At 47.4% G+C, this 17,721-nt stretch carries 16 protein-coding genes; 7 read left to right on the forward strand and 9 right to left on the reverse strand.

Annotation, left to right across the window (positions count from 1 at the left end; genetic code table 11):
• Positions 1 to 444 precede the first annotated feature (444 nt).
• Positions 445 to 1,089, forward strand: coding sequence for a response regulator transcription factor (locus AC1XTG_RS11075; RefSeq protein ID WP_484842036.1), 645 nt, complete (start codon positions 445 to 447; stop codon positions 1,087 to 1,089).
• Positions 1,090 to 1,093: 4 nt separating this feature from the next.
• On the opposite strand, the gene AC1XTG_RS11080 is transcribed toward AC1XTG_RS11075, so the two are convergent.
• Positions 1,094 to 2,143: an aldo/keto reductase gene (locus AC1XTG_RS11080; RefSeq protein WP_484842037.1), complete on the reverse strand. Its 1,050-nt coding sequence runs from the start codon at positions 2,141 to 2,143 to the stop codon at positions 1,094 to 1,096.
• Between the two features lie 173 nt (positions 2,144 to 2,316).
• On the opposite strand from AC1XTG_RS11080, the gene AC1XTG_RS11085 reads away from it, so the two are divergent.
• The 3 genes from AC1XTG_RS11085 to AC1XTG_RS11095 all read left to right on the forward strand — a co-directional run bounded on the left by AC1XTG_RS11085 (position 2,317) and on the right by AC1XTG_RS11095 (position 5,309).
• The gene (locus tag AC1XTG_RS11085; RefSeq protein WP_056282753.1) at positions 2,317 to 2,655 is read left to right on the forward strand and encodes a DUF3592 domain-containing protein; all 339 of its coding nucleotides are present in this window, start codon (positions 2,317 to 2,319) and stop codon (positions 2,653 to 2,655) included.
• Positions 2,656 to 3,029: 374 nt separating this feature from the next.
• Complete coding sequence (locus AC1XTG_RS11090; RefSeq protein ID WP_056282750.1) at positions 3,030 to 3,560, forward strand: gluconate 2-dehydrogenase subunit 3 family protein; 531 nt, start codon at positions 3,030 to 3,032, stop codon at positions 3,558 to 3,560.
• A 27-nt stretch (positions 3,561 to 3,587) separates the two neighbouring features.
• Positions 3,588 to 5,309, forward strand: a complete 1,722-nt coding sequence (locus tag AC1XTG_RS11095; protein WP_056282747.1) for a GMC oxidoreductase — start codon at positions 3,588 to 3,590, stop codon at positions 5,307 to 5,309.
• 71 nt (positions 5,310 to 5,380) lie between these two features.
• On the opposite strand, the gene AC1XTG_RS11100 is transcribed toward AC1XTG_RS11095, so the two are convergent.
• Both AC1XTG_RS11100 and AC1XTG_RS11105 read right to left on the reverse strand, forming a co-directional pair.
• A complete protein-coding gene (locus AC1XTG_RS11100) occupies positions 5,381 to 5,611 on the reverse strand; it encodes a DUF433 domain-containing protein (protein WP_484842038.1) in 231 nt (76 codons plus the stop codon).
• 32 nt (positions 5,612 to 5,643) lie between these two features.
• On the reverse strand, positions 5,644 to 6,393 hold the full coding sequence (locus tag AC1XTG_RS11105; RefSeq protein WP_484842039.1) for a DeoR/GlpR family DNA-binding transcription regulator: 750 nt from the start codon (positions 6,391 to 6,393) through the stop codon (positions 5,644 to 5,646).
• Between the two features lie 72 nt (positions 6,394 to 6,465).
• Here AC1XTG_RS11105 and AC1XTG_RS11110 point away from each other — a divergent pair, with 72 nt between their 5' ends.
• A complete protein-coding gene (locus AC1XTG_RS11110; RefSeq protein ID WP_484842040.1) occupies positions 6,466 to 7,602 on the forward strand; it encodes an MFS transporter in 1,137 nt (378 codons plus the stop codon).
• Here the strand turns inward: AC1XTG_RS11110 and AC1XTG_RS11115 are convergent.
• Positions 7,599 to 8,711 carry a BamA/TamA family outer membrane protein gene (locus AC1XTG_RS11115; RefSeq protein ID WP_484842321.1) on the reverse strand — a complete coding sequence of 371 codons (1,113 nt, stop codon included), beginning with the start codon at positions 8,709 to 8,711 and terminating at the stop codon, positions 7,599 to 7,601. The genes AC1XTG_RS11110 and AC1XTG_RS11115 overlap by 4 nt on opposite strands.
• Before the next feature lie 166 nt (positions 8,712 to 8,877).
• Here AC1XTG_RS11115 and AC1XTG_RS11120 point away from each other — a divergent pair, with 166 nt between their 5' ends.
• Positions 8,878 to 10,992, forward strand: coding sequence for an alpha-amylase family protein (locus tag AC1XTG_RS11120; RefSeq protein ID WP_484842041.1), 2,115 nt, complete (start codon positions 8,878 to 8,880; stop codon positions 10,990 to 10,992).
• Positions 10,993 to 11,020: 28 nt separating this feature from the next.
• The gene (locus tag AC1XTG_RS11125; RefSeq protein ID WP_484842042.1) at positions 11,021 to 11,497 is read left to right on the forward strand and encodes a group II truncated hemoglobin; all 477 of its coding nucleotides are present in this window, start codon (positions 11,021 to 11,023) and stop codon (positions 11,495 to 11,497) included.
• 48 nt (positions 11,498 to 11,545) lie between these two features.
• Here the strand turns inward: AC1XTG_RS11125 and AC1XTG_RS11130 are convergent, their stop codons facing one another.
• The 5 genes from AC1XTG_RS11130 to AC1XTG_RS11150 form a co-directional block, all read right to left on the reverse strand.
• The gene (locus tag AC1XTG_RS11130) at positions 11,546 to 13,084 is read right to left on the reverse strand and encodes an SMP-30/gluconolactonase/LRE family protein (protein WP_484842043.1); all 1,539 of its coding nucleotides are present in this window, start codon (positions 13,082 to 13,084) and stop codon (positions 11,546 to 11,548) included.
• 72 nt (positions 13,085 to 13,156) lie between these two features.
• A complete protein-coding gene (locus AC1XTG_RS11135) occupies positions 13,157 to 14,347 on the reverse strand; it encodes an acetyltransferase domain-containing protein (RefSeq protein ID WP_484842044.1) in 1,191 nt (396 codons plus the stop codon).
• Positions 14,348 to 14,420: 73 nt separating this feature from the next.
• Positions 14,421 to 15,320 (reverse strand): ROK family protein, encoded by a 900-nt coding sequence (locus tag AC1XTG_RS11140; RefSeq protein ID WP_056282725.1) that lies wholly within the window; start codon positions 15,318 to 15,320, stop codon positions 14,421 to 14,423.
• A 190-nt stretch (positions 15,321 to 15,510) separates the two neighbouring features.
• A complete protein-coding gene (gene fucP, locus AC1XTG_RS11145; protein WP_056282722.1) occupies positions 15,511 to 16,755 on the reverse strand; it encodes an L-fucose:H+ symporter permease in 1,245 nt (414 codons plus the stop codon).
• A gap of 96 nt (positions 16,756 to 16,851) precedes the next feature.
• Positions 16,852 to 17,679 (reverse strand): alpha/beta hydrolase, encoded by an 828-nt coding sequence (locus AC1XTG_RS11150; protein ID WP_484842045.1) that lies wholly within the window; start codon positions 17,677 to 17,679, stop codon positions 16,852 to 16,854.
• Positions 17,680 to 17,721 lie beyond the last annotated feature (42 nt).

The raw sequence follows: 17,721 nt of genomic DNA on the forward strand, positions 1-17,721 counted from the left end.
AAAGCCCCGAAGAACGTGTTAGAAAGGCGACTGGTAATTAGGTAGCTGATGAAGACATAGTTTGCGAATTAAATTGATGTGAATAGACAGATATAGTCCTATTTATGCGCAGCAATAGTTCTATATGCCACAAATATTGTCCATTAAACCATCAAAGAAAACCCGCATATTTTTACTATAATTTTACCAGTTGTTTATAGTAGGTATCGAATTAATTTTAGCTACAAAGAGGAAAGGTGTTTTCGACAGGAATAGCCTCGTCCGGTAAATAAATAGTATTATTTTTCGAAGGAAAAATGAAGCTTAATCCGAATAAATGGCTTTATTTAGGCATTATTCACCATTTGAACACTTAAAATCGTGTTATCTGCGTAACTGAAAACCAGATTGCAGACACATGTAAAAGCTTTAAAGCCTGACTTTGAAGCCAATCACGAAAATGATATGAGAATTGCACTTGTAGACGTAAACCTACTTTTAATTGACTCACTAAAACAGCTGCTACTACAAAATCCGGAGTTCGATAGTATAAACACATTCATTACCGGAAAAGACTTTTTGGAAGAGTTGGCAGACGAGTGTCCGGACGTAGCAGTAGTAAACTCATCAATAGTAGATGAGGAAGGTCACGATATGCTCGAAAAGTGTAAATCAGCTTTGCCCGACGGGCTGAAAGTAATCGTGCTTTGCGACGAGCCTGACGTTCACGTAGTAAAAAGCACAATCAAACGCGGAGCACACGGCGTGTTGTCCAGGTATACCTTATTTGAAGAGTTCAGTGAATGCATTTTTGCAGTAGCCGCCGGCAAACAGTTTATTGGCACAGCATTGAAGGATATGCTGATCAATAGCGTATTTGCCGGCGAGCAGCTCGCTTTTCACCTGTCGCCCAGGGAAAATGAAGTATTACAGCGGGTATGCGGCGGCCACACGATCAAGGAGATTGCATACGATCTCAAATTGAGCGTGCATACCGTACAGTATTACCACCGCAGTGTAATGGACAAAATGGAGGTGAAACGCACGACTGATCTGATCGTGTACGCAATCCAGCACAAGCTCTTCATTCCCGAGCTGCAAAAGCAATAAGGCGCTAGCTGCGATTCAAGCGATCGTAAAAATCAGGGAGCGGATTGAGATCCGGATTTTTTCTTTGATGCCAGTACGGATATACAGGCGCTTTCTCGCTAGCTGCATCGAGTTTCTTTACCTGATCGAGGCTGAGGTTCCAGCCGATAGCGCCGAGATTTTGTTTCAGCTGGTCCTCGTTTCTGGCACCAATAACAATGTTGCTCACTGTTGGGCGCTGCAAAAGCCAGTTCAATGCAACCTGCGCGACTGTTTTCCCGGTTTCACCCGCCACCTCGTCAAGCACGTCGATCAGATTATAGAAAAAGTCCTCCGGAATAGCCGGCCCCTCTCCCCCGCCCTGCGCAATGCGGCCATCTGCGGGAATGGGCTGATTGCGGCGGTACTTACCTCCCAGTCGGCCAGCCGAAAGCGGGCTCCACACAATGGTACCAACGTTTTGATCCAACGCAAGCGGCATCAGCTCCCATTCAAGCTCCCGGCTCAGCAAAGAATAATGTGCCTGGTGCGCAATGTACTTCGACCAACCATACCGTTCAGAAACGGAAAGGGATTTCATCAGATGCCAGCCCGAGAAATTAGAACAGGCTATATACCTGATTTTTCCAGCACGAACCAGATCGTCCAATGCACTTAGTGTTTCTTCAACGGGAGTTACGCCATCGAAACCGTGCATGTGGTAAATATCTATATAGTCGGTTTGCAGGCGACGCAGGCTATCTTCGCAGGCTTTTACAAGATGAAACCGCGACGAGCCGAAATCGTTGGGCTTGCTCCCCATTTTAAATGTAGCCTTTGTAGACAGGATAATCTGGTCGCGCATTCCGATAATCGCTTTACCAAGTATTTCCTCAGCTGCACCTTGTGAGTACACATTCGCAGTATCGAAAAAGTTGATTCCAGCGTCCATGCACAGGCCCACCAGCTGTTTAGCCTCGTCCACCTGTGTGTTGCCCCAAGCCTTAAAGAAGTCTCCGCCACCGCCAAAAGTCCCGGTACCGAAGCTCAGCACAGGCACTTTCAAGCCCGATGCGCCCAATTGTCTGTATTCCATATCAATGACAGTTTAATAATTTAGATAAGTTGCCCCCGAGGATTATAGAACATTTACTACAAACCATCACAAACTTATTTCGGTTGCTCATTGCTGTTCAGCCTTTGAATAATCGCGTTTGCGAAAGGCTTTCCGCCGTCCTTAATTGAGCTGCGCTCAATTAAACTAAAAATATGCAAACATTCTTACTGACCGGCATTATTGTCTTCGGCATTTCGACACTTTTAAAAGTGATCCGAAAACGTCTGATAAAGCAATGTAAGAGCGATATCGCAACGCATGGCGAAGAAACTGCGGCTACGATCCTGGATGTTGAAATGCTGAATGCAGCGCGCAGCGGCCCGATTGCCAAAATAAGGCTGAGATTGCAGGTCGAGCCAAAAAGAATGCGGAACTACGTGATTGAATTGGACCGGTGGACAAAAGTGTCAGAACTGGCCGCATTGCGGATCGGCGCGCGCATTCACGTAAAATATGATCCCAGCAAACCAAAGCGGGTGATTATGCTTTAATGCCTTCTGGCATAGGAAACGTCATTTTAAGACTTGGCAGGATAATGATTCGGCCTTCATTTTGAGCCAAAAAAATAACTTCCCTGAAATCTCAGAGAAGTTATTTGCATTATTTACTCAACGTTCCTCTATTACTTAACCTTTTCAGTCATATGCCGACCGGGGAGATCGGCGATCTAGAAAGGCCTAGAATATGCTTCAAATATGCTACCTCAAAATCTACCTTCAAATATTTGATGAGCAAGCGGCGCTGTTGGATTAACAATCGGGAATTTCCATCATTCCTGTCCCAAATTGCTGGTTTGAAAAGAGATCAGTGTTATATTTAAAGATCAATTATACCTTTTCGTATTTCACCATATCAAACCCAATCCATGAACCGTAGAGAAGCTGTTCAAAAAATAACCTTCCTCATGGGAGGTACCCTCTCGGCCCCTTTAATGGCCGGGATCATGGGGGAAAAGTTGAATTTTGGCCCTTCTATTTCCATTACAGAAAGCCAGGAAGCGCTTCTGGCAGAAGTTGCTGACGTAATTATTCCCACTACCAGCACGCCAGGCGCCAAAGCTGCCGGTGCAGAGAAATTTATAACCCGCGTATTGCAGGATTGTTACGCGATCGACGAGCAGAAGAAGTTTTATGCCGGCCTCGATCAGGTGGATGCATTGAGTAAGCAGACTTACAACAAGGGATTTGTTTCACTCGATCAAACGCAAAAGAACGAGATCATCAAGAAAACTACCGTTGCTGACAAGCCTTTTTTCCTGCAGATGAAAGGATTAACTGTGACAGGTTACTTTACTTCCGAGATCGGCGCTACGCAGGCGCTCGACTACCTGCCGATCCCTGGCCGCTTTGATGGTTCTTGGCAAATGCCAAAAGGCCAGAAAAGCTGGGCACTTTAATCCAAAACCCTGCTAAACCTATCAAAAATGGCGAATCTCAATATTGACGCATTAAAAGAAAACACTTACGACGCAATCGTGATCGGTTCGGGCGTATCCGGCGGCTGGGCCGCAAAAGAGCTCACTGAAAAAGGGCTTAAAGTACTGATGCTCGAAAAAGGCAAGAACCTGGAACACGTGACAGGTTACGAAAATGCATTGAAAGCACCCTGGGAAACCAAGTACAACGGCCGTTTAACCGTAAAACAAAAAGAAACACACCCGTTCCTTTCCCGCGATTATCCCTATAATGAGAATACCGAGAAGTATTGGATGAACGATATGGACGCACCTTACGAAGAGAAAAAGCGCTTCGACTGGTTCCGTCCTGATATCGTCGGCGGTAAGTCCATTATGTGGGGAAGACAATCGTACAGGCTCAGTGACATCGACTTTGAAGCAAACCTGAAAGATGGTATCGCAGTTGACTGGCCGATCCGCTACAAAGACATTGCTCCCTGGTACTCTTATGTTGAAAAACACGTGGGTATCTCGGGCGAAAAGCTGGGCTTGCCACAGTTGCCGGACAGCGAGTTCCTTCCTCCTATGGATATGTATTTTGTGGAAAAAGAGGTAAGGAAGCGCCTGGAAAAGGAATTCCCCGGACGCACAATGACAATCGGCCGCGTGGCTAACTTGTCCCAGCCTACGAAAATTCAACTGGAAGGGGGCCGCTCTCCGTGCCAGTACCGCAACCGCTGCTCTTACGGTTGTCCGTACGGCGCTTATTTCAGTACACAATCGAGTACATTGCCACCTGCGGTTAAGACAGGCTTGCTAACACTGCGTCCTGATTCTGCTGTAAAGGAAATTATGTACGACGGCAAAAAAGCAGGCGGAAGAGCAACCGGCGTGCGGGTGGTGGATACTAAAACATTGCAGGAAAGAGAGTATTTCGCGGGTATCATCTTCGTTTGTGCCAGCGCAATTGCTTCTGCGGCATTATTGCTTAACTCCACCTCCGACCGCTTTCCAAATGGAATGGGTAACGATTCCGGCGAGCTGGGTCATAACTTAATGGACCACCATTTCCGCACCGGCGCAAGCGGCGTCTGGGAAGGTGACCTGGACAAATATTACTTCGGCCGGCGCGCAAACGGTATCTATGTACCGCGCTACCGCAACATCGGATCCGACAAACGCGACTACCTCCGTGGATTTGGCTACCAGGGTGGTGGCGGCCGTCAGGGCTGGCAACGCAATGTGGCCGAACTCGCTTTCGGTGCGGATTTCAAAGAAGAGCTTACCACACCCGGAAGCTGGACAATGGGCTTCGGCGGTTTTGGGGAGACACTTCCTTACCATGAAAACCACATGTACCTCAGCAAAGAGAAGAAAGACAAGTTTGGTATCCCGACTGTCGTTTTCGATGCAGATCTTCGCGAGAATGAAAAGAAAATGCGCGTGGATATGATGAATGATGCGGCAGAAATGCTGGAAAAATCAGGAGTCAAAAATGTAAAAACCTATGATAACGGATCTTATCTGGGAATGGCGATCCATGAAATGGGCACAGCAAGAATGGGACGTGATCCTAAAACCTCTGTCCTGAATGGAAACAACCAGTTGCATGCTGTGAAAAACGTGTTTGTAACAGACGGAGCCTCCATGACTTCCGCATCTTGCGTAAACCCGTCGCTCACCTACATGGCGCTCACCGCCCGCGCAGTTGACTTTGCTGTTAAAGAAAGTAAGAAGAAGAATATCTAGTAAAACGTAAAACGGTCGCCTTTAATAAGCGACCGTTTTACGTTTCAAAATATTTCAAGAATACCTTGCTTTCAGGCAGATACTAAGATCCGTGTATTCTCTTCGCGATTAGCAGCGAATGCAAGGGCAGCCAGGATGTCTTCTCTGGTCAATGATGGAAAGTCTGCCATAATATCGTCGTAAGACATACCATTAGCCAGCCAGCCCAAAATATCCAGAACTGCAATGCGCGTCCCCGTGATGCACGGTTTACCAAAACGCACCTGACTATCTATACTGATTCGTTCTTGCCAGCTTTTCATATCATCTCTGTTTTACTCAAAAATACATATTCTCAAAGAACTTTAACACCCGCTGCCCGGAACGGCAGCAACTTTGGATTTGCGGCATCCAATTCGGTAATAATGCATTGAAGGTCAGCGATCGCACATACGCGATAGCTTTCGAAAGTTTCGAGCTTTTCAAAGGTGCTTAATGCAACTGCGCTGGCTGCGTTTTGAAGCATAGCCTGTTTCAGCTCGGCCTCTTCCAGATAACTGGCAGTAACACCTTTGTTCACATCCAGCGCGCAAACACCCATGAAATACAAATCCGCCTGAAAGTTCATGACCATTTTAATTGCCTGCGTCCCCAAGATCGTCTCCGACTCCCGAAAATAAATGCCTCCCAATAAAATCAACCTGATACCCGGATAGGCAGAAAGTGCCGGGATAATTGCAGTATTATTGGTAACAACCGTCAATTTGATGTCCGTAGGAAGCAGCGAAACAAGCGTAAAAACCGAGGTACCACCGTCGAGGAATATCGTTTGTCCGCTTTTGATAAGCGACTGGGCTTTCAATGCGATCACTTCCTTATCGTCTTTCAGGTAGCTGATCCGCTCTTTGAATGTCAATGGATTATGCGAACGGGGAATAGCCCCTCCCCGCACCTTCATCAACAAGCCATTGTTCGACAAGGTATCAATATCCCGCCTGACCGTATCTTCAGATACCTGCAGCGCTTCACTCAGTTCTGCAAAACCGACTTGCTGGTTATCCTGCAATTTGGCCAGGATATAAGAGAAACGTTTCTCCTTTAACATAACAAAATAGTTTTTGCAATATTATGCAAATTTGCATTATTTCGCAAAACGGAAATACAAACTACTATCCTGATGAATGAACAATTGAAGATCAAACGGGCACGAAGAGCAGTTTTACTCATCTTCCTGGTTTGCGGCATTGGCTTGTCGAGCTGGGCACCTATGGTACCCTTTGCCAAAATCCGGCTGGGCCTCAATGATGCCGATCTGGGCGTTGTATTACTCGCACTTGGCGCCGGAGCGATCTTTACCATGCCGGTTTCGGGCTTTCTGATCAACAAATATGGCAGCAGACTTATCGCATTGATTTCCGCATTCGTGATCGCTGCGTTACTCCCCTTATTGCTGCTGACTACTTCCTCCTACCAGCTTGCCGCTGCCCTGTTTGCCTTCGGCGCAGGAGTAGGTTCCATTGACGTAGCGATGAATGCACAAGCGGTACTCGTGCAGGATCGTTTCGGAAGCCACATTATGTCCTCATTTCACGGATTATTCAGTGTGGGCGGGCTGCTTGGTTCGATCGGACTGGGCTTTTTGATTAAGGCAGGATTGTCGCCCAACATTGCCGCAATGACGATCTCAGCGATGCTCGTGCTCATAACTGTCACCCAGATCAAACACCTGCTGCCACATTCGGAGGAGGCTAAAATGGATAGTACCAACTTCGTATTACCCAAAGGACCTGTGCTGGTGCTCGGTATTATGTGTTTCATTATTTTCCTTGCGGAAGGTTCGATGCTCGACTGGAGTGCGGTTTTCCTGCAATTCTCCCGTGATTTTGATCCATCACTTTCAGGAATGGGTTATGCTGCATTTTCAGTGGCAATGGCCGTCATGCGACTTGCCGGCGACGGGATCATCCATAAGCTGGGACCTGCAAAAGTGGTTTTATACGGAACACTGCTGGCTGGTACCGGCTTTCTGATTGCGGTATTGGCTCCGTGGGCTGCTACTACTTTGTTCGGATTTGTACTTGTAGGACTGGGTGCTGCCAATGTAGTTCCGGTATTCTTTACAGCTGCTGGCCGCATTCCCGGCATTCCTCCTTCCATTGCCTTATCGGCAGTGACCATACTCGGCTATTCGGGACAACTCGCCGGACCGGCTTTGATCGGGATCATTGCAGAGATCACCTCGCTTTCAGCGGCGCTGGGCTTGGTAGGAATACTGCTTTTTATAGTTGCATTTGGTTATAAGCACCGCGATTAAAAAGCTTCTCCTGTAAACAGGTAAAAGCCGGGACCATCCTTGGTAAAACCAACATCCAGACGCAGGAATATGTCTTTTTTGGGGAAGAGCAGGTAACGCAAGCCTACACCGCCAGACGGGCGGATGTACTTGAATGAAAAATCCCTGATCCGTGGCCCCACTACCGCTGTACCCGCGAAAGCAACGGCACCAAAACGTTTGCTGAACCCAAATGGAAGCCAACGGTGCTCCACCTGCGTAGCGAGCATACTCTTGTCGCGGTACCTGCCATAGTAATAGCCGCGCATAATCATTTCGCCGCCCATCAATGCCAGCTGGTTGAAAGGAACATTGCCGGTGTTAAAATTTCCGTAAACCTGCCAGGCAAGTACATTCCGGATACTGGTCGGATGTGATCCGCGCACATCAAGGTTGATTGTGCGGAAATTTTGATTGCTACCCAGTGCCGGACTGTATTTCAGAAAAGATATTTCACCAAAAAACCCTTTTCTCACATTAAGCACGTTGTGCCGGGTATCATACACGAGCGCCGCGCCCAGTCCGATATTTCTGGCTCCGTCGGCACCAAGCGGCTTGTCATAAAAGTGATCGTCGGGCTGTTCGAAACCGGTATTATAAAGTTGCTGGTAGTCAATTTCAGGTCCTGCAAACAGGTTAGGTATTATTTTACGCAAAACCCTTTGTCTTAAAAGAATGTAGTTCGCGTCGATCAGCGCAGGATCTTTATCCGGTGTTTTGGGTCCAATACCGTAATAAAGCAATGGAAAACGCTGGAACCGGGTGCGTCCGAGAAAAAACCATTTATCCTTATCTCCGTAAATCGCATTGTCGAGCCAGATACCATACTGTCCTTCCAAAGTCACAAACGTAAAAGCCTGAACTTCGCTCAGGCGGTTGAGTGTATCTTTTTTTGCCTGAAAAATCAGGAGCGACGACAAGCCAAACTCAAAGCTCGTTTCAGGAGAATAGCCTAATGTGGGATAAATCCTGAAACTCGACTCGCCAGGAGAAGTAGTATCCGATACCGTCTTTGCAACAAAACGCTTAAACCAGTCACCCTGGCCGAAAGCGGCAGGTATGTTCGTCACCACAGACGCAAGCAGGAACAGAAATGCAAACTTGTTCAATTTCAGGATACTTAGAAGTTATGAGTAGCAATAGCTTACTATGTTAAAAAATTAAGCCAGGTTCTATTTGGCTCCTGGAGATACCTTGAAATGCGATTTTCCAAGTAGATACAAAAACGTCGGCCCCTTTTCAGCGAAATGAACATTTATGATGAAATACCTTTTCCTGACCGCTCTGCTACTACTTTCCACGATCACTTTTGCCCAAAACACTGCAAACAAGGAGCTTTGGTGGAAAAGGAACAACCTGCGCGTAATTCAAATGAACCTGCCCGACTACGAGGCAGCTACCATTCACGCAGATTCTGTTGTGGAAGACCTTATCAAGTGTTCAGCCAACACGCTGCTCATCAATGCGGGCGGTATTATGGCTTTTTACCCTACCAATCTGGACTTCCATTATCAGAATCCACACGTAAAAAACAATGTGCTCGGCGATATCATACGAAAATGCCATGAACAGCAGATCAAAGTAATTGTCCGTTTCGATTTCAGCCGTGTGCATGAAAGGATTTTCAAGGCGCATCCTGAATGGTGCTATATCTCACCGAAGGGCGAAAGGATCATCAATACCGATATGTACGTGGTTTCCATCAATGCGCCTTATGTGCAGGAGAAATCCTTCAAGATCATCGAAGAAGTGATGGACAAATTTCCGATCGATGGTATTTTCCTTAATATGCCGGGTTACCAGGTCAATAATCCCTATGAGGGCAAATACCACGGCATTGATCAGAATGAATTTGACAAGAAACGCTTTGCTGCGTTTTCAGGCGGGCAGCAGTTACCTACCGAAGAAAACAAGGCGGACCCGCTTTTTCAGAGATACCTGGAATTCAAGAAACATACTGTCGAAGACTGGTCGGAGCGGCTGCATAAGCTGGTAAAGTCCAAAAACGAACAAGTTGCGATCTGCACCTATTCGGATAAGTTCGTGGATATTATCCGCCACGAATCCCAGAGCATGACAACCCTTCCTTACTGGCCGTATTCCGCGAGCGACAATGTTGGCAATGCGGTAAACTCCTTTCCGGACCACATTATCAGCAATGCAAGTATCCAGCAAATTTCTTTTCAGTCGAGGTACAATGCAGTAGAACCGCAGGAAGTACAGATCCGGCTCTATGAGAATATTGCAAATGGATCAGGCTTGGATATGAGCATGATGGGCGATATGCGCGGCTATGAAGACGAGCGCAATTTTGAGGTTTTCAGAAAGGTATATGCGTTTCACAAGAAGCATGAGCCCTATTTTGGCAAATATAAATCCATCGCGAAAATTGCTGTCGTAGCTCCCGGGGCCTGGCCAAGCGGCGATCCGATGCAGGAATACCGCGGCATCCAGTTGATGCTACGTGAGGCACATATCCCATTTGATATCATTGAAGACGGGCAGATACACCACCTCGCAGAGAAAGTGAAAGGCTACAAGCTGCTGATCCTGCCTGAGATCACTTACCTTAAACCCGAGGCTTTGCAGGTTTTGAAAGAAGCCGTCAATGCAGGCACGCACGTGATCGCCACGAACCGCACCCTGTTCGACAGTCCGGAAACTTTGCAAACGCTGTTTGGCGCAAAGATCGAAAAGAAAGACAATGACGGCGCGGGCAACTACCTTGTGCCCGACAACCGCGCGATATTCAAAAGTTTTGCTGGACAGAAGATGATTTTCTGGAAATTTAATCTCGGTTTGTACGACCTGTCAGGTGCTGACCAGAAGCTGCTGCCGGTACTTGCAAAAGGCCGCCCCGGTCCGCCCGAAATCATCGGCGGCCACGATCCGACAGGCTACTATGCGATGGGAATCAAAAACCACCCGAAAAGCAAGGCGCTTATTTTCCCTGTTAACCTTGGTAAAATCTACTACATGCACGGGTACCAGGAACACAAAAACCTGCTTCTGGACGCAATCAGTTATGTTTTACCGGAAAACACACGTCAGATCAGAACCAATGCGCCGGCAAGAGTTGAAACTATTTTAAAGGAATTTACGCGGAATACCGTCAACAATAATAGCAGCGGACAAACAAGCGACGGTTTGATCCTGCACCTGATCAATCTGACCGGTTTCAGTGGCAACACCTATTTTGAACCTTTGCCTTTGTACAATCTGAATTTTCAGTTTGAATGCGAGAAAAAACCTAAAAAGGTATTCTCCCTGGCAAGCGGGAAACCTGTGAAATTTGTCTGGAAAAATGGCCAGATTCAACTTGAACTTGCCGGGATGAATGGATTTGATGGGATTATTATGGAGTGGAATTGACAGATTAACATCGCTAAACAGCATTGAAATGAGTGAATCCGAAAAACCAGTACCTACCTTGTACGAATGGGCCGGCGGAATGTCCACTTTTGAAAACCTGACGCAGCAATTTTACAAAAAGGTGCTGAATGACCCGTTGCTGGAACCGGTATTCAAATACATGTCGCCGGAACATCAGCTACACGTTGCCCATTTCCTTGCAGAGGTTTTCGGTGGCCCCGCAATGTACAGCAGCGAAGAAGGCAGCCACTTCAAAATGATTCAAAAACATTTATCCAAACACCTTACTGAACAACATCGCCAGCGCTGGGTCGCGCTGCTGCTGGAAACTGCTGATGAACTTAACCTGCCCGACGATCCCGAATTCCGATCCGCATTCGTCGCTTACATTGAATGGGGCACGCGCATTGCGGTGATCAATTCCAATGCCGAAACACTTGAAATGAACCCGGACGAACCGATGCCGAAATGGGGCTGGGGCGTGCCGGGCGGCCCTTATATTTGATCTACCGATGTTTGGGCCCTAGTGGGCCCTTTTGGGAATACTGATGCTTTATAATTTTGGTGGAGCGGGCTTTGTTGGGGCTTTGGATGCGGTTGTGCCTTTTATGTTTAATTTACGTTTGTAGGTCTTGCGGGATGTCGTTGCGTAGAATTCGTCTGAATCTTTTCCGCCAAATGCAACCTTCAGCGGCACACCTTCCGGCATCGGAATAATTGCATTTACCCGGCCGGTTTGATCCAGGACCTGAACACCCGAATTCGTAGCCACGTAAACCCGGCCTTCGAGATCACAGGTCATAGTACCCGCGCCGGCGTCTTCTGCATTGTCATTCACATGCAGCCACCCAAATTTTTGTTTATGCGCCAGCGTTCCATCCGGCTGAATCTGGTAACACCAAATCCAATGCGAGGATTTCTCTGAAATGTACAGCAATGTCTGATCGGGCGACAAGGCCATTCCGGCAAAGTCTAGATCTTGTTGTCCGAGCGCCTTTTTAGATTGACCCGGTTTAAGCAAATAAATCGTTGGCCTGATCTTTCTAAGGTGCTCAAAAATATACTGATTGCCATTAACTGCCTTTAAAGTATCATTCTTGATTGGAGAAGCTTTGGCGCGCATGTATTGAGGCCGGGCTTCGCCAGTTGCTTCCCAATCCTGTCCGGGAATTAAAATCGAAGACAATACCTGATTTTGCGAAGTACCTTTCTTCACAGGTTCAGGCCAATTTTTCCATAAATACCGCATTGCTTCCGGAAATATAGCCGTGCCGTGTTTTCCATTGTGCCCGCCTTCGCCCCATTGATGCAGCACCTCGTAGCCGGCAAATGTAAGCGCACGCAACATGGTCTGGTTCGCCATCCACCAGTCACCAGCGTAGATGTTCAGATCGTTAGCACCGTCCTGCATGTAGATCCGTATTGGTTTTGGTTCAAATTTGCGGACCAATGTATGGTAACGGTCGGCGCCCCGCAGACCTACATAAGTCCCGATTGCGCTGAAAACGCGGGTAAATGCATCCGGTCTCTCCCAGGCGGCGGTAAATGCACAAACTGCCCCGCTGCTTGATCCGCCGATCGCACGGTCGTTCCCGCTTTTTGAAAGGTGGATTGCTCTTCCGTCGCTTGTTTTTTGCTTCTCTACTTCCGGCAGAAGCTCTTCCAGGATAAACTTTGCGTAAGCATCGCCTAATCCGTCGTACTCAAAACTGCGGTTAAAGCGGTCATTTGCCTTTGCCGGATCAGCGGCTCGTACCTTTCCATGCATCACAAATACGCCAATTGTTACCGGCATTTCTTTGCTGTGAATAAGATTGTCAAAGACCATTGGCGCATTCCATTGGATCCCGTCCTGGTTCACATACACACAGGCAGGCTGATCCGGTTTGTACTGTGCAGGCACGTACACCCAGTATTCGCGCCAGGTACCGGGGAATATTTTGGATTGTTCAAATGTAAATTTCAGGATTTCGCCTTTCGGTACATTCGCTTGTTGTTGCGAAGCAGGATCAACCGGGTAAGTTTCAGCATTGTCTTGCGCCAAACTCCGGAAAGCGCACAGGCACAAAGCCAGTGAAAACAGGTATTTCATTACAGCAATGTTTAGGTTGTTGTAATAAAATGAAGATGATAAAATTCTACTTGCCAGGGTGAAAGAGACAAGCTATAAGTAGCTCAGCCACCATTTGCGCTCACGGGCCCGGTATTCACCAAACCATTTACAGGGAATGTAAAGAGCCAGCACGATCAGGATCCAGATGATGTAAACCCAGCCAAGCCCGTAACCAAAATCATCAGGACGAAACTTGAAAAACAGCTTATCATCCGTAGCCTGCGCCCAGGTGTACCCCGAAGCTAGAACCGCGATTGCACTCACCAGGTGTATCAGGTAGAAATGTACCAAAAAGAAGAAAAACGGCACTTTTCCATAAACCGTGAAGAAGCGGGTAAGTGCATTATTCCAACGCTCTGAAAAGGCTAACAGCAGCAGTACCGGACCTTGTGTTGCGAGTGTGAATATCAGCGAAGGCGGGTATTTACGGACATTCATGAAAGACAGAAAAGTACGGAAACTCTCCTGCTGCACGCTCCACGGCGCAGGATCGCCATATTTATTGATAAAACGCAGCAAAACAAAAAGGATCGTCAGCAGGATACCTGTGATCACAAGGATCTTTCTGCGGTTTTCAGCTGGAAAGCTCCGGTTATAGAGCGTACCCAGTCCGTAGCCGGACATCATAATGCCAGCCCAGGGCACAATCACGTACAAAAATGCAATGTTACCCCCATCACCCCGGGGAATGAACGTACCTGCTCCCGTAAAGAATATACCGAGTACAATGCCGGCAAGAGAATTGGGCACCACCTGAATGTAATCCAGGAGGTTGTGGGCAAATACGATAACCAGCCCCACAGCTAAAATAGCTTTCGGAGACAGGAAACGTACCAGCAAACCAAGCAGGATCATACTCCCGCCCAGCGCCCAGAGTACCGCCAGCAGGATTGTTTTGAAGGTAATATCAAAGGTAAAGCCGAATGTCATGAAGACTATATCCACCAGGATCAGCCAGAAACCGCGCTTGATCAGGAAAGAAGAGGTATTTGCCGGCGTTTTGTTCTGCCCGGACAAATAGGCGGAAATGCCCGAAAGTAACATAAAAGAAGGTGCGCAAAGGTGGGTAATCCAGCGCGTAAAGAAGAGCATTCCCGTCGTAGTCTTCGGATCGAGCGGGTCGCCGGTGAAAGCGGTAATGTGAAAGTAATCACGGACGTGGTCCAGCGCCATGATCACGATGATCAGGCCCCGGACAATGTCAATGGATTGGATACGCTGAACTGCCTTCGCGTTTGTCACTGTAATGGAGCGTTATGGTTTAACGAACTATTTTTCAAACGACAGACCGGCACTGGTTCCGCTAGCGTGAATTTTAGAGCAAAGCTGCGCCAAAAACACCCGCACTGTCGCCCAGCTTGGGTTTCACAATCGGAGTGGTAACCACACCTTTGTTAAAAATGTACTTTCTGATCCGCTCATAGCCCGCTGTATAAAGCAGGTCCACGTTACCTACCCCACCACCAATTACGATCAATCCCGGATCGATCACATTGATCAATGTAGAAATAGCGCGGCCATAATATTCAAGCAGCCGCTCGATCGTAGCACTCGCGTGCACGTCATTTCCTTCGCGGTACCTTTCCAGAATCACTTTCATGGTAAGACGCTCGCCGCTTTGCTGCTCGTAAAATCTCTCCAATGCAGGACCAGAAATAACCTGCTCCACACAACCGGCTTTACCGCAGTAACAAGGCTGGCCGTTTTCTTCCAATATATTATGGCCCCATTCGCCGCCGATACCGTGGTGACCGGCAATGATTTTATTATTAACCACTAATCCGCCACCAACGCCGGTACCCATAATTACACCGAAAACAACTTCGGCTGCATGGTGCTCCTTGCCCGCTCCCATTAGCGCCTCTGCCAATGCAAAACAGTTGGCGTCATTTGCAAGCTGACAGGGTACATCGAGAATTTTCTGCAGATCAGCTTTGAGCGGCATTCCGTTCAGGCAGGTAGTATTGGAGTTTTTCATCAGCTGAGAATCCGGTTCCAGTACTCCTGGCGTAGCAAACCCGATTTTGGTCGGGCGCTCTCCCACCTGTTCTGCTACCATATCTATCAGTCTCTTGATCTGAGACAAAATATGCTCATACCCTTTCGCCGATTCAGTCGGCAGGCGCATTCTCGCAATTACTTCCAGATTCTGCGCAGAGTCCAGCACCGCACATTCTATTTTAGTACCTCCTAAGTCAATCCCCCAGAGTTTCATTGTTTGTAATCTCTTGTTTAAATGTTTTTAGCTGGTAGCTGGTAGCTGTCAGCTATGAGCTGTTAGCTGTTAGCTGTTAGCGTTTGCTATCTACTTAACTGTAATATATCCTATGTACCCTTGACTAGCTAATGGCTAAAAGCTAACGGCTAATAGCCAACAGCCGAAAGCCGACTGCCGACGGCCGAAGTTATTTTACCTTATAAAACTTATATCCGAACAGGAATATCACAGTATAGCAGATAATCGGCAGGTAGTAGGCGTGTGCTACATTGGTTTCTGCTACCGCTCCCATTGCGAATGGGAAAAATGCGCCTCCTACTACACCCATTGAAATAAAGGAAGAAGCTTGCTGCGTATGTTTTCCAAGGTTTTTTAAACCCAGACTGAAAATCGTCGGGAACATAATGCTGAAAAAGAAGTTGAGCATCAGCAATGCGATAAACGACGGCCAGCCCAGACTTTGCGCGATAATAAGGCACATCACGATATTACATGCTGCGAAAATGGCAAGTAAGGAAGGCGGTGCGATGAAACGCATCAGGAACGTGCCGATGAAACGGCCGGCAAGCATCAGCACGAAAAAGAGGATCATCCAGTTACCTGCGACCGCATCCGTGAAGCCCATTTTCTCATGACCATAATTAATGAAAAACGCCCAGGTACCTGCTTGTGCGGCTACATTGAAAAATTGCGCAAATACCGCCCACTTAAAATGCGTATGCTCAAAAAGACCCTTCTCAGGGTGGGTATCCACATTCGCAGCCGCGGGATCTGCTGCCACGTGCGGGTCAGTTAATGCAGGTACCTTAACGAAAGAAAAAAGCACGGCGATCGTCGCGATAACACTTCCGATTACGATATATAATGTTTTAACCGAAGTAAGGTCAGTGCTGCCTTCAACATTGTTTCTCAACAAAAAATAAGAACCTACCGCCGGACCGATGATGGTACCCAATGCATTAAATGCCTGCGCAAAGTTGATGCGCATATCGCTGGTACGCTGGTCGCCGAGGGAAGCTACAAACGGGTGCGCTACTGTTTCGAGTGTGGAAATCCCGCAGCCCAGAATGAACAATGCACCACCAAAAAACGGGAATGAAGCCGCCGCCGCCGCGGGAACAAACAAAAACGATCCGAGTGCAAAAAGCGCCAGACCGAAGAGTACCCCATTTTTATAACCGAAACGCTTCATAAAAAGCCCCGCTGGTATCCCCATTACACCATAAGCCCCGAAAATCGCAAACTGCACAAAAGCAGACTGCGTCTTGGTCAGGCTGAGTACGTGCTGAAAATGCTTATTCAAAACATCTCCCATGGTAATGGCGATGCCCCAGAACATGAAAAGCGAAGTGACAAAAATGAGGGTAATCAGGTATCTGTTTTCAGTGAATTTGGGAGCGCCAGCCGGTGCAGGAGAGGAATAATTGCTCATTATAGCTGAATAGTAAAATTAAAAGGTAGGTTAATTCTATTTTGTGCAAATGTAAATGAGAGAAATTTAAAATCTGTATACAATTGAAAATACAACTTATTTGGCTGCTGCTTCTTTTCTATTGAAAAAGTTACTCATGAAAAGCAGCTGGTATTGTACTGCATTGGTCCAGTAAGCCCAGTTGTGCGCGCCGGGCCTGACAATGTAATCGTGGGGAATGTTGCGGTAGGCCAGCTCGCGGTGCAGTTTTTCATTTACCTCAAAAAAGAAGTCTTCGCGGCCGCAGTCAATAATTAAAGACAATGTGTTCGGGGTCAGCAAATGCAGCATGTTGATCACTGTATTTTCTTCCCATTCTTTCGGCTTCTCGGCATATTTGCCCAATCTCTTCGCCATATCCCAGTTATTGGGAAAAGGACGGATATCCACTCCCCCGCTCATGCTGCCCGCCGCGCCGAATACATCCTGGTGCCGGAAAGCGAGATATAACCCGCCGTGCCCGCCCATACTCAGCCCTGTAATGGCCCGGCCCTTTCGGTCTTTGATGGTTTTGTACTTGCTATCCACAAACGCCACGAGCTCTTTGGCCACGTAGGTTTCATATTTAAATGCCCGATCAGGACTGTCCCAGTACCAGCTTCCAAAGCCGCCGTCGGGACAAACAATCATCATCTGGTACAAATCCGCCGCCTTCTGAAAACCGGCTGCCTTCTTGACCCAGTCCGCATAATTGCCGCTGTAACCATGCAAAAGGTAAACGACGGGCATCTCGCCGGCGGTCGCATAGTTGTCCGGCCGGATCACAACTGCCTTGATATTTTTCTTCATTGCGGCACTGTAAGTGTCCACAGTATCGACAACGGCAGCTTTTGTGGAAAAAGAAATTGTTAAAAGAATGAGCAGGCTTAGTAATGTTCGCTTCATAGAAGAGCTTTGAGATAAATTTCTACAACTTATGGCTATGTA

This window comes from Dyadobacter sp. HNCC25DJ183 (assembly GCF_056895175.1).

Excerpts from the sequence above, each read along its gene's own strand:
- AC1XTG_RS11075 (WP_484842036.1), top strand. The coding sequence starts at position 445 with ATGAGAATTGCACTTGTAGACGTAAACCTACTTTTAATTGACTCACTA.
- AC1XTG_RS11080 (WP_484842037.1), bottom strand. The coding sequence starts at position 2,143 with ATGGAATACAGACAATTGGGCGCATCGGGCTTGAAAGTGCCTGTGCTG.
- AC1XTG_RS11085 (WP_056282753.1), top strand. The coding sequence starts at position 2,317 with ATGCAAACATTCTTACTGACCGGCATTATTGTCTTCGGCATTTCGACA.
- AC1XTG_RS11090 (WP_056282750.1), top strand. The coding sequence starts at position 3,030 with ATGAACCGTAGAGAAGCTGTTCAAAAAATAACCTTCCTCATGGGAGGT.
- AC1XTG_RS11095 (WP_056282747.1), top strand. The coding sequence starts at position 3,588 with ATGGCGAATCTCAATATTGACGCATTAAAAGAAAACACTTACGACGCA.
- AC1XTG_RS11100 (WP_484842038.1), bottom strand. The coding sequence starts at position 5,611 with ATGAAAAGCTGGCAAGAACGAATCAGTATAGATAGTCAGGTGCGTTTT.
- AC1XTG_RS11105 (WP_484842039.1), bottom strand. The coding sequence starts at position 6,393 with ATGTTAAAGGAGAAACGTTTCTCTTATATCCTGGCCAAATTGCAGGAT.
- AC1XTG_RS11110 (WP_484842040.1), top strand. The coding sequence starts at position 6,466 with ATGAATGAACAATTGAAGATCAAACGGGCACGAAGAGCAGTTTTACTC.
- AC1XTG_RS11120 (WP_484842041.1), top strand. The coding sequence starts at position 8,878 with ATGATGAAATACCTTTTCCTGACCGCTCTGCTACTACTTTCCACGATC.
- AC1XTG_RS11125 (WP_484842042.1), top strand. The coding sequence starts at position 11,021 with ATGAGTGAATCCGAAAAACCAGTACCTACCTTGTACGAATGGGCCGGC.
- AC1XTG_RS11130 (WP_484842043.1), bottom strand. The coding sequence starts at position 13,084 with ATGAAATACCTGTTTTCACTGGCTTTGTGCCTGTGCGCTTTCCGGAGT.
- AC1XTG_RS11140 (WP_056282725.1), bottom strand. The coding sequence starts at position 15,320 with ATGAAACTCTGGGGGATTGACTTAGGAGGTACTAAAATAGAATGTGCG.
- fucP (WP_056282722.1), bottom strand. The coding sequence starts at position 16,755 with ATGAGCAATTATTCCTCTCCTGCACCGGCTGGCGCTCCCAAATTCACT.
- AC1XTG_RS11150 (WP_484842045.1), bottom strand. The coding sequence starts at position 17,679 with ATGAAGCGAACATTACTAAGCCTGCTCATTCTTTTAACAATTTCTTTT.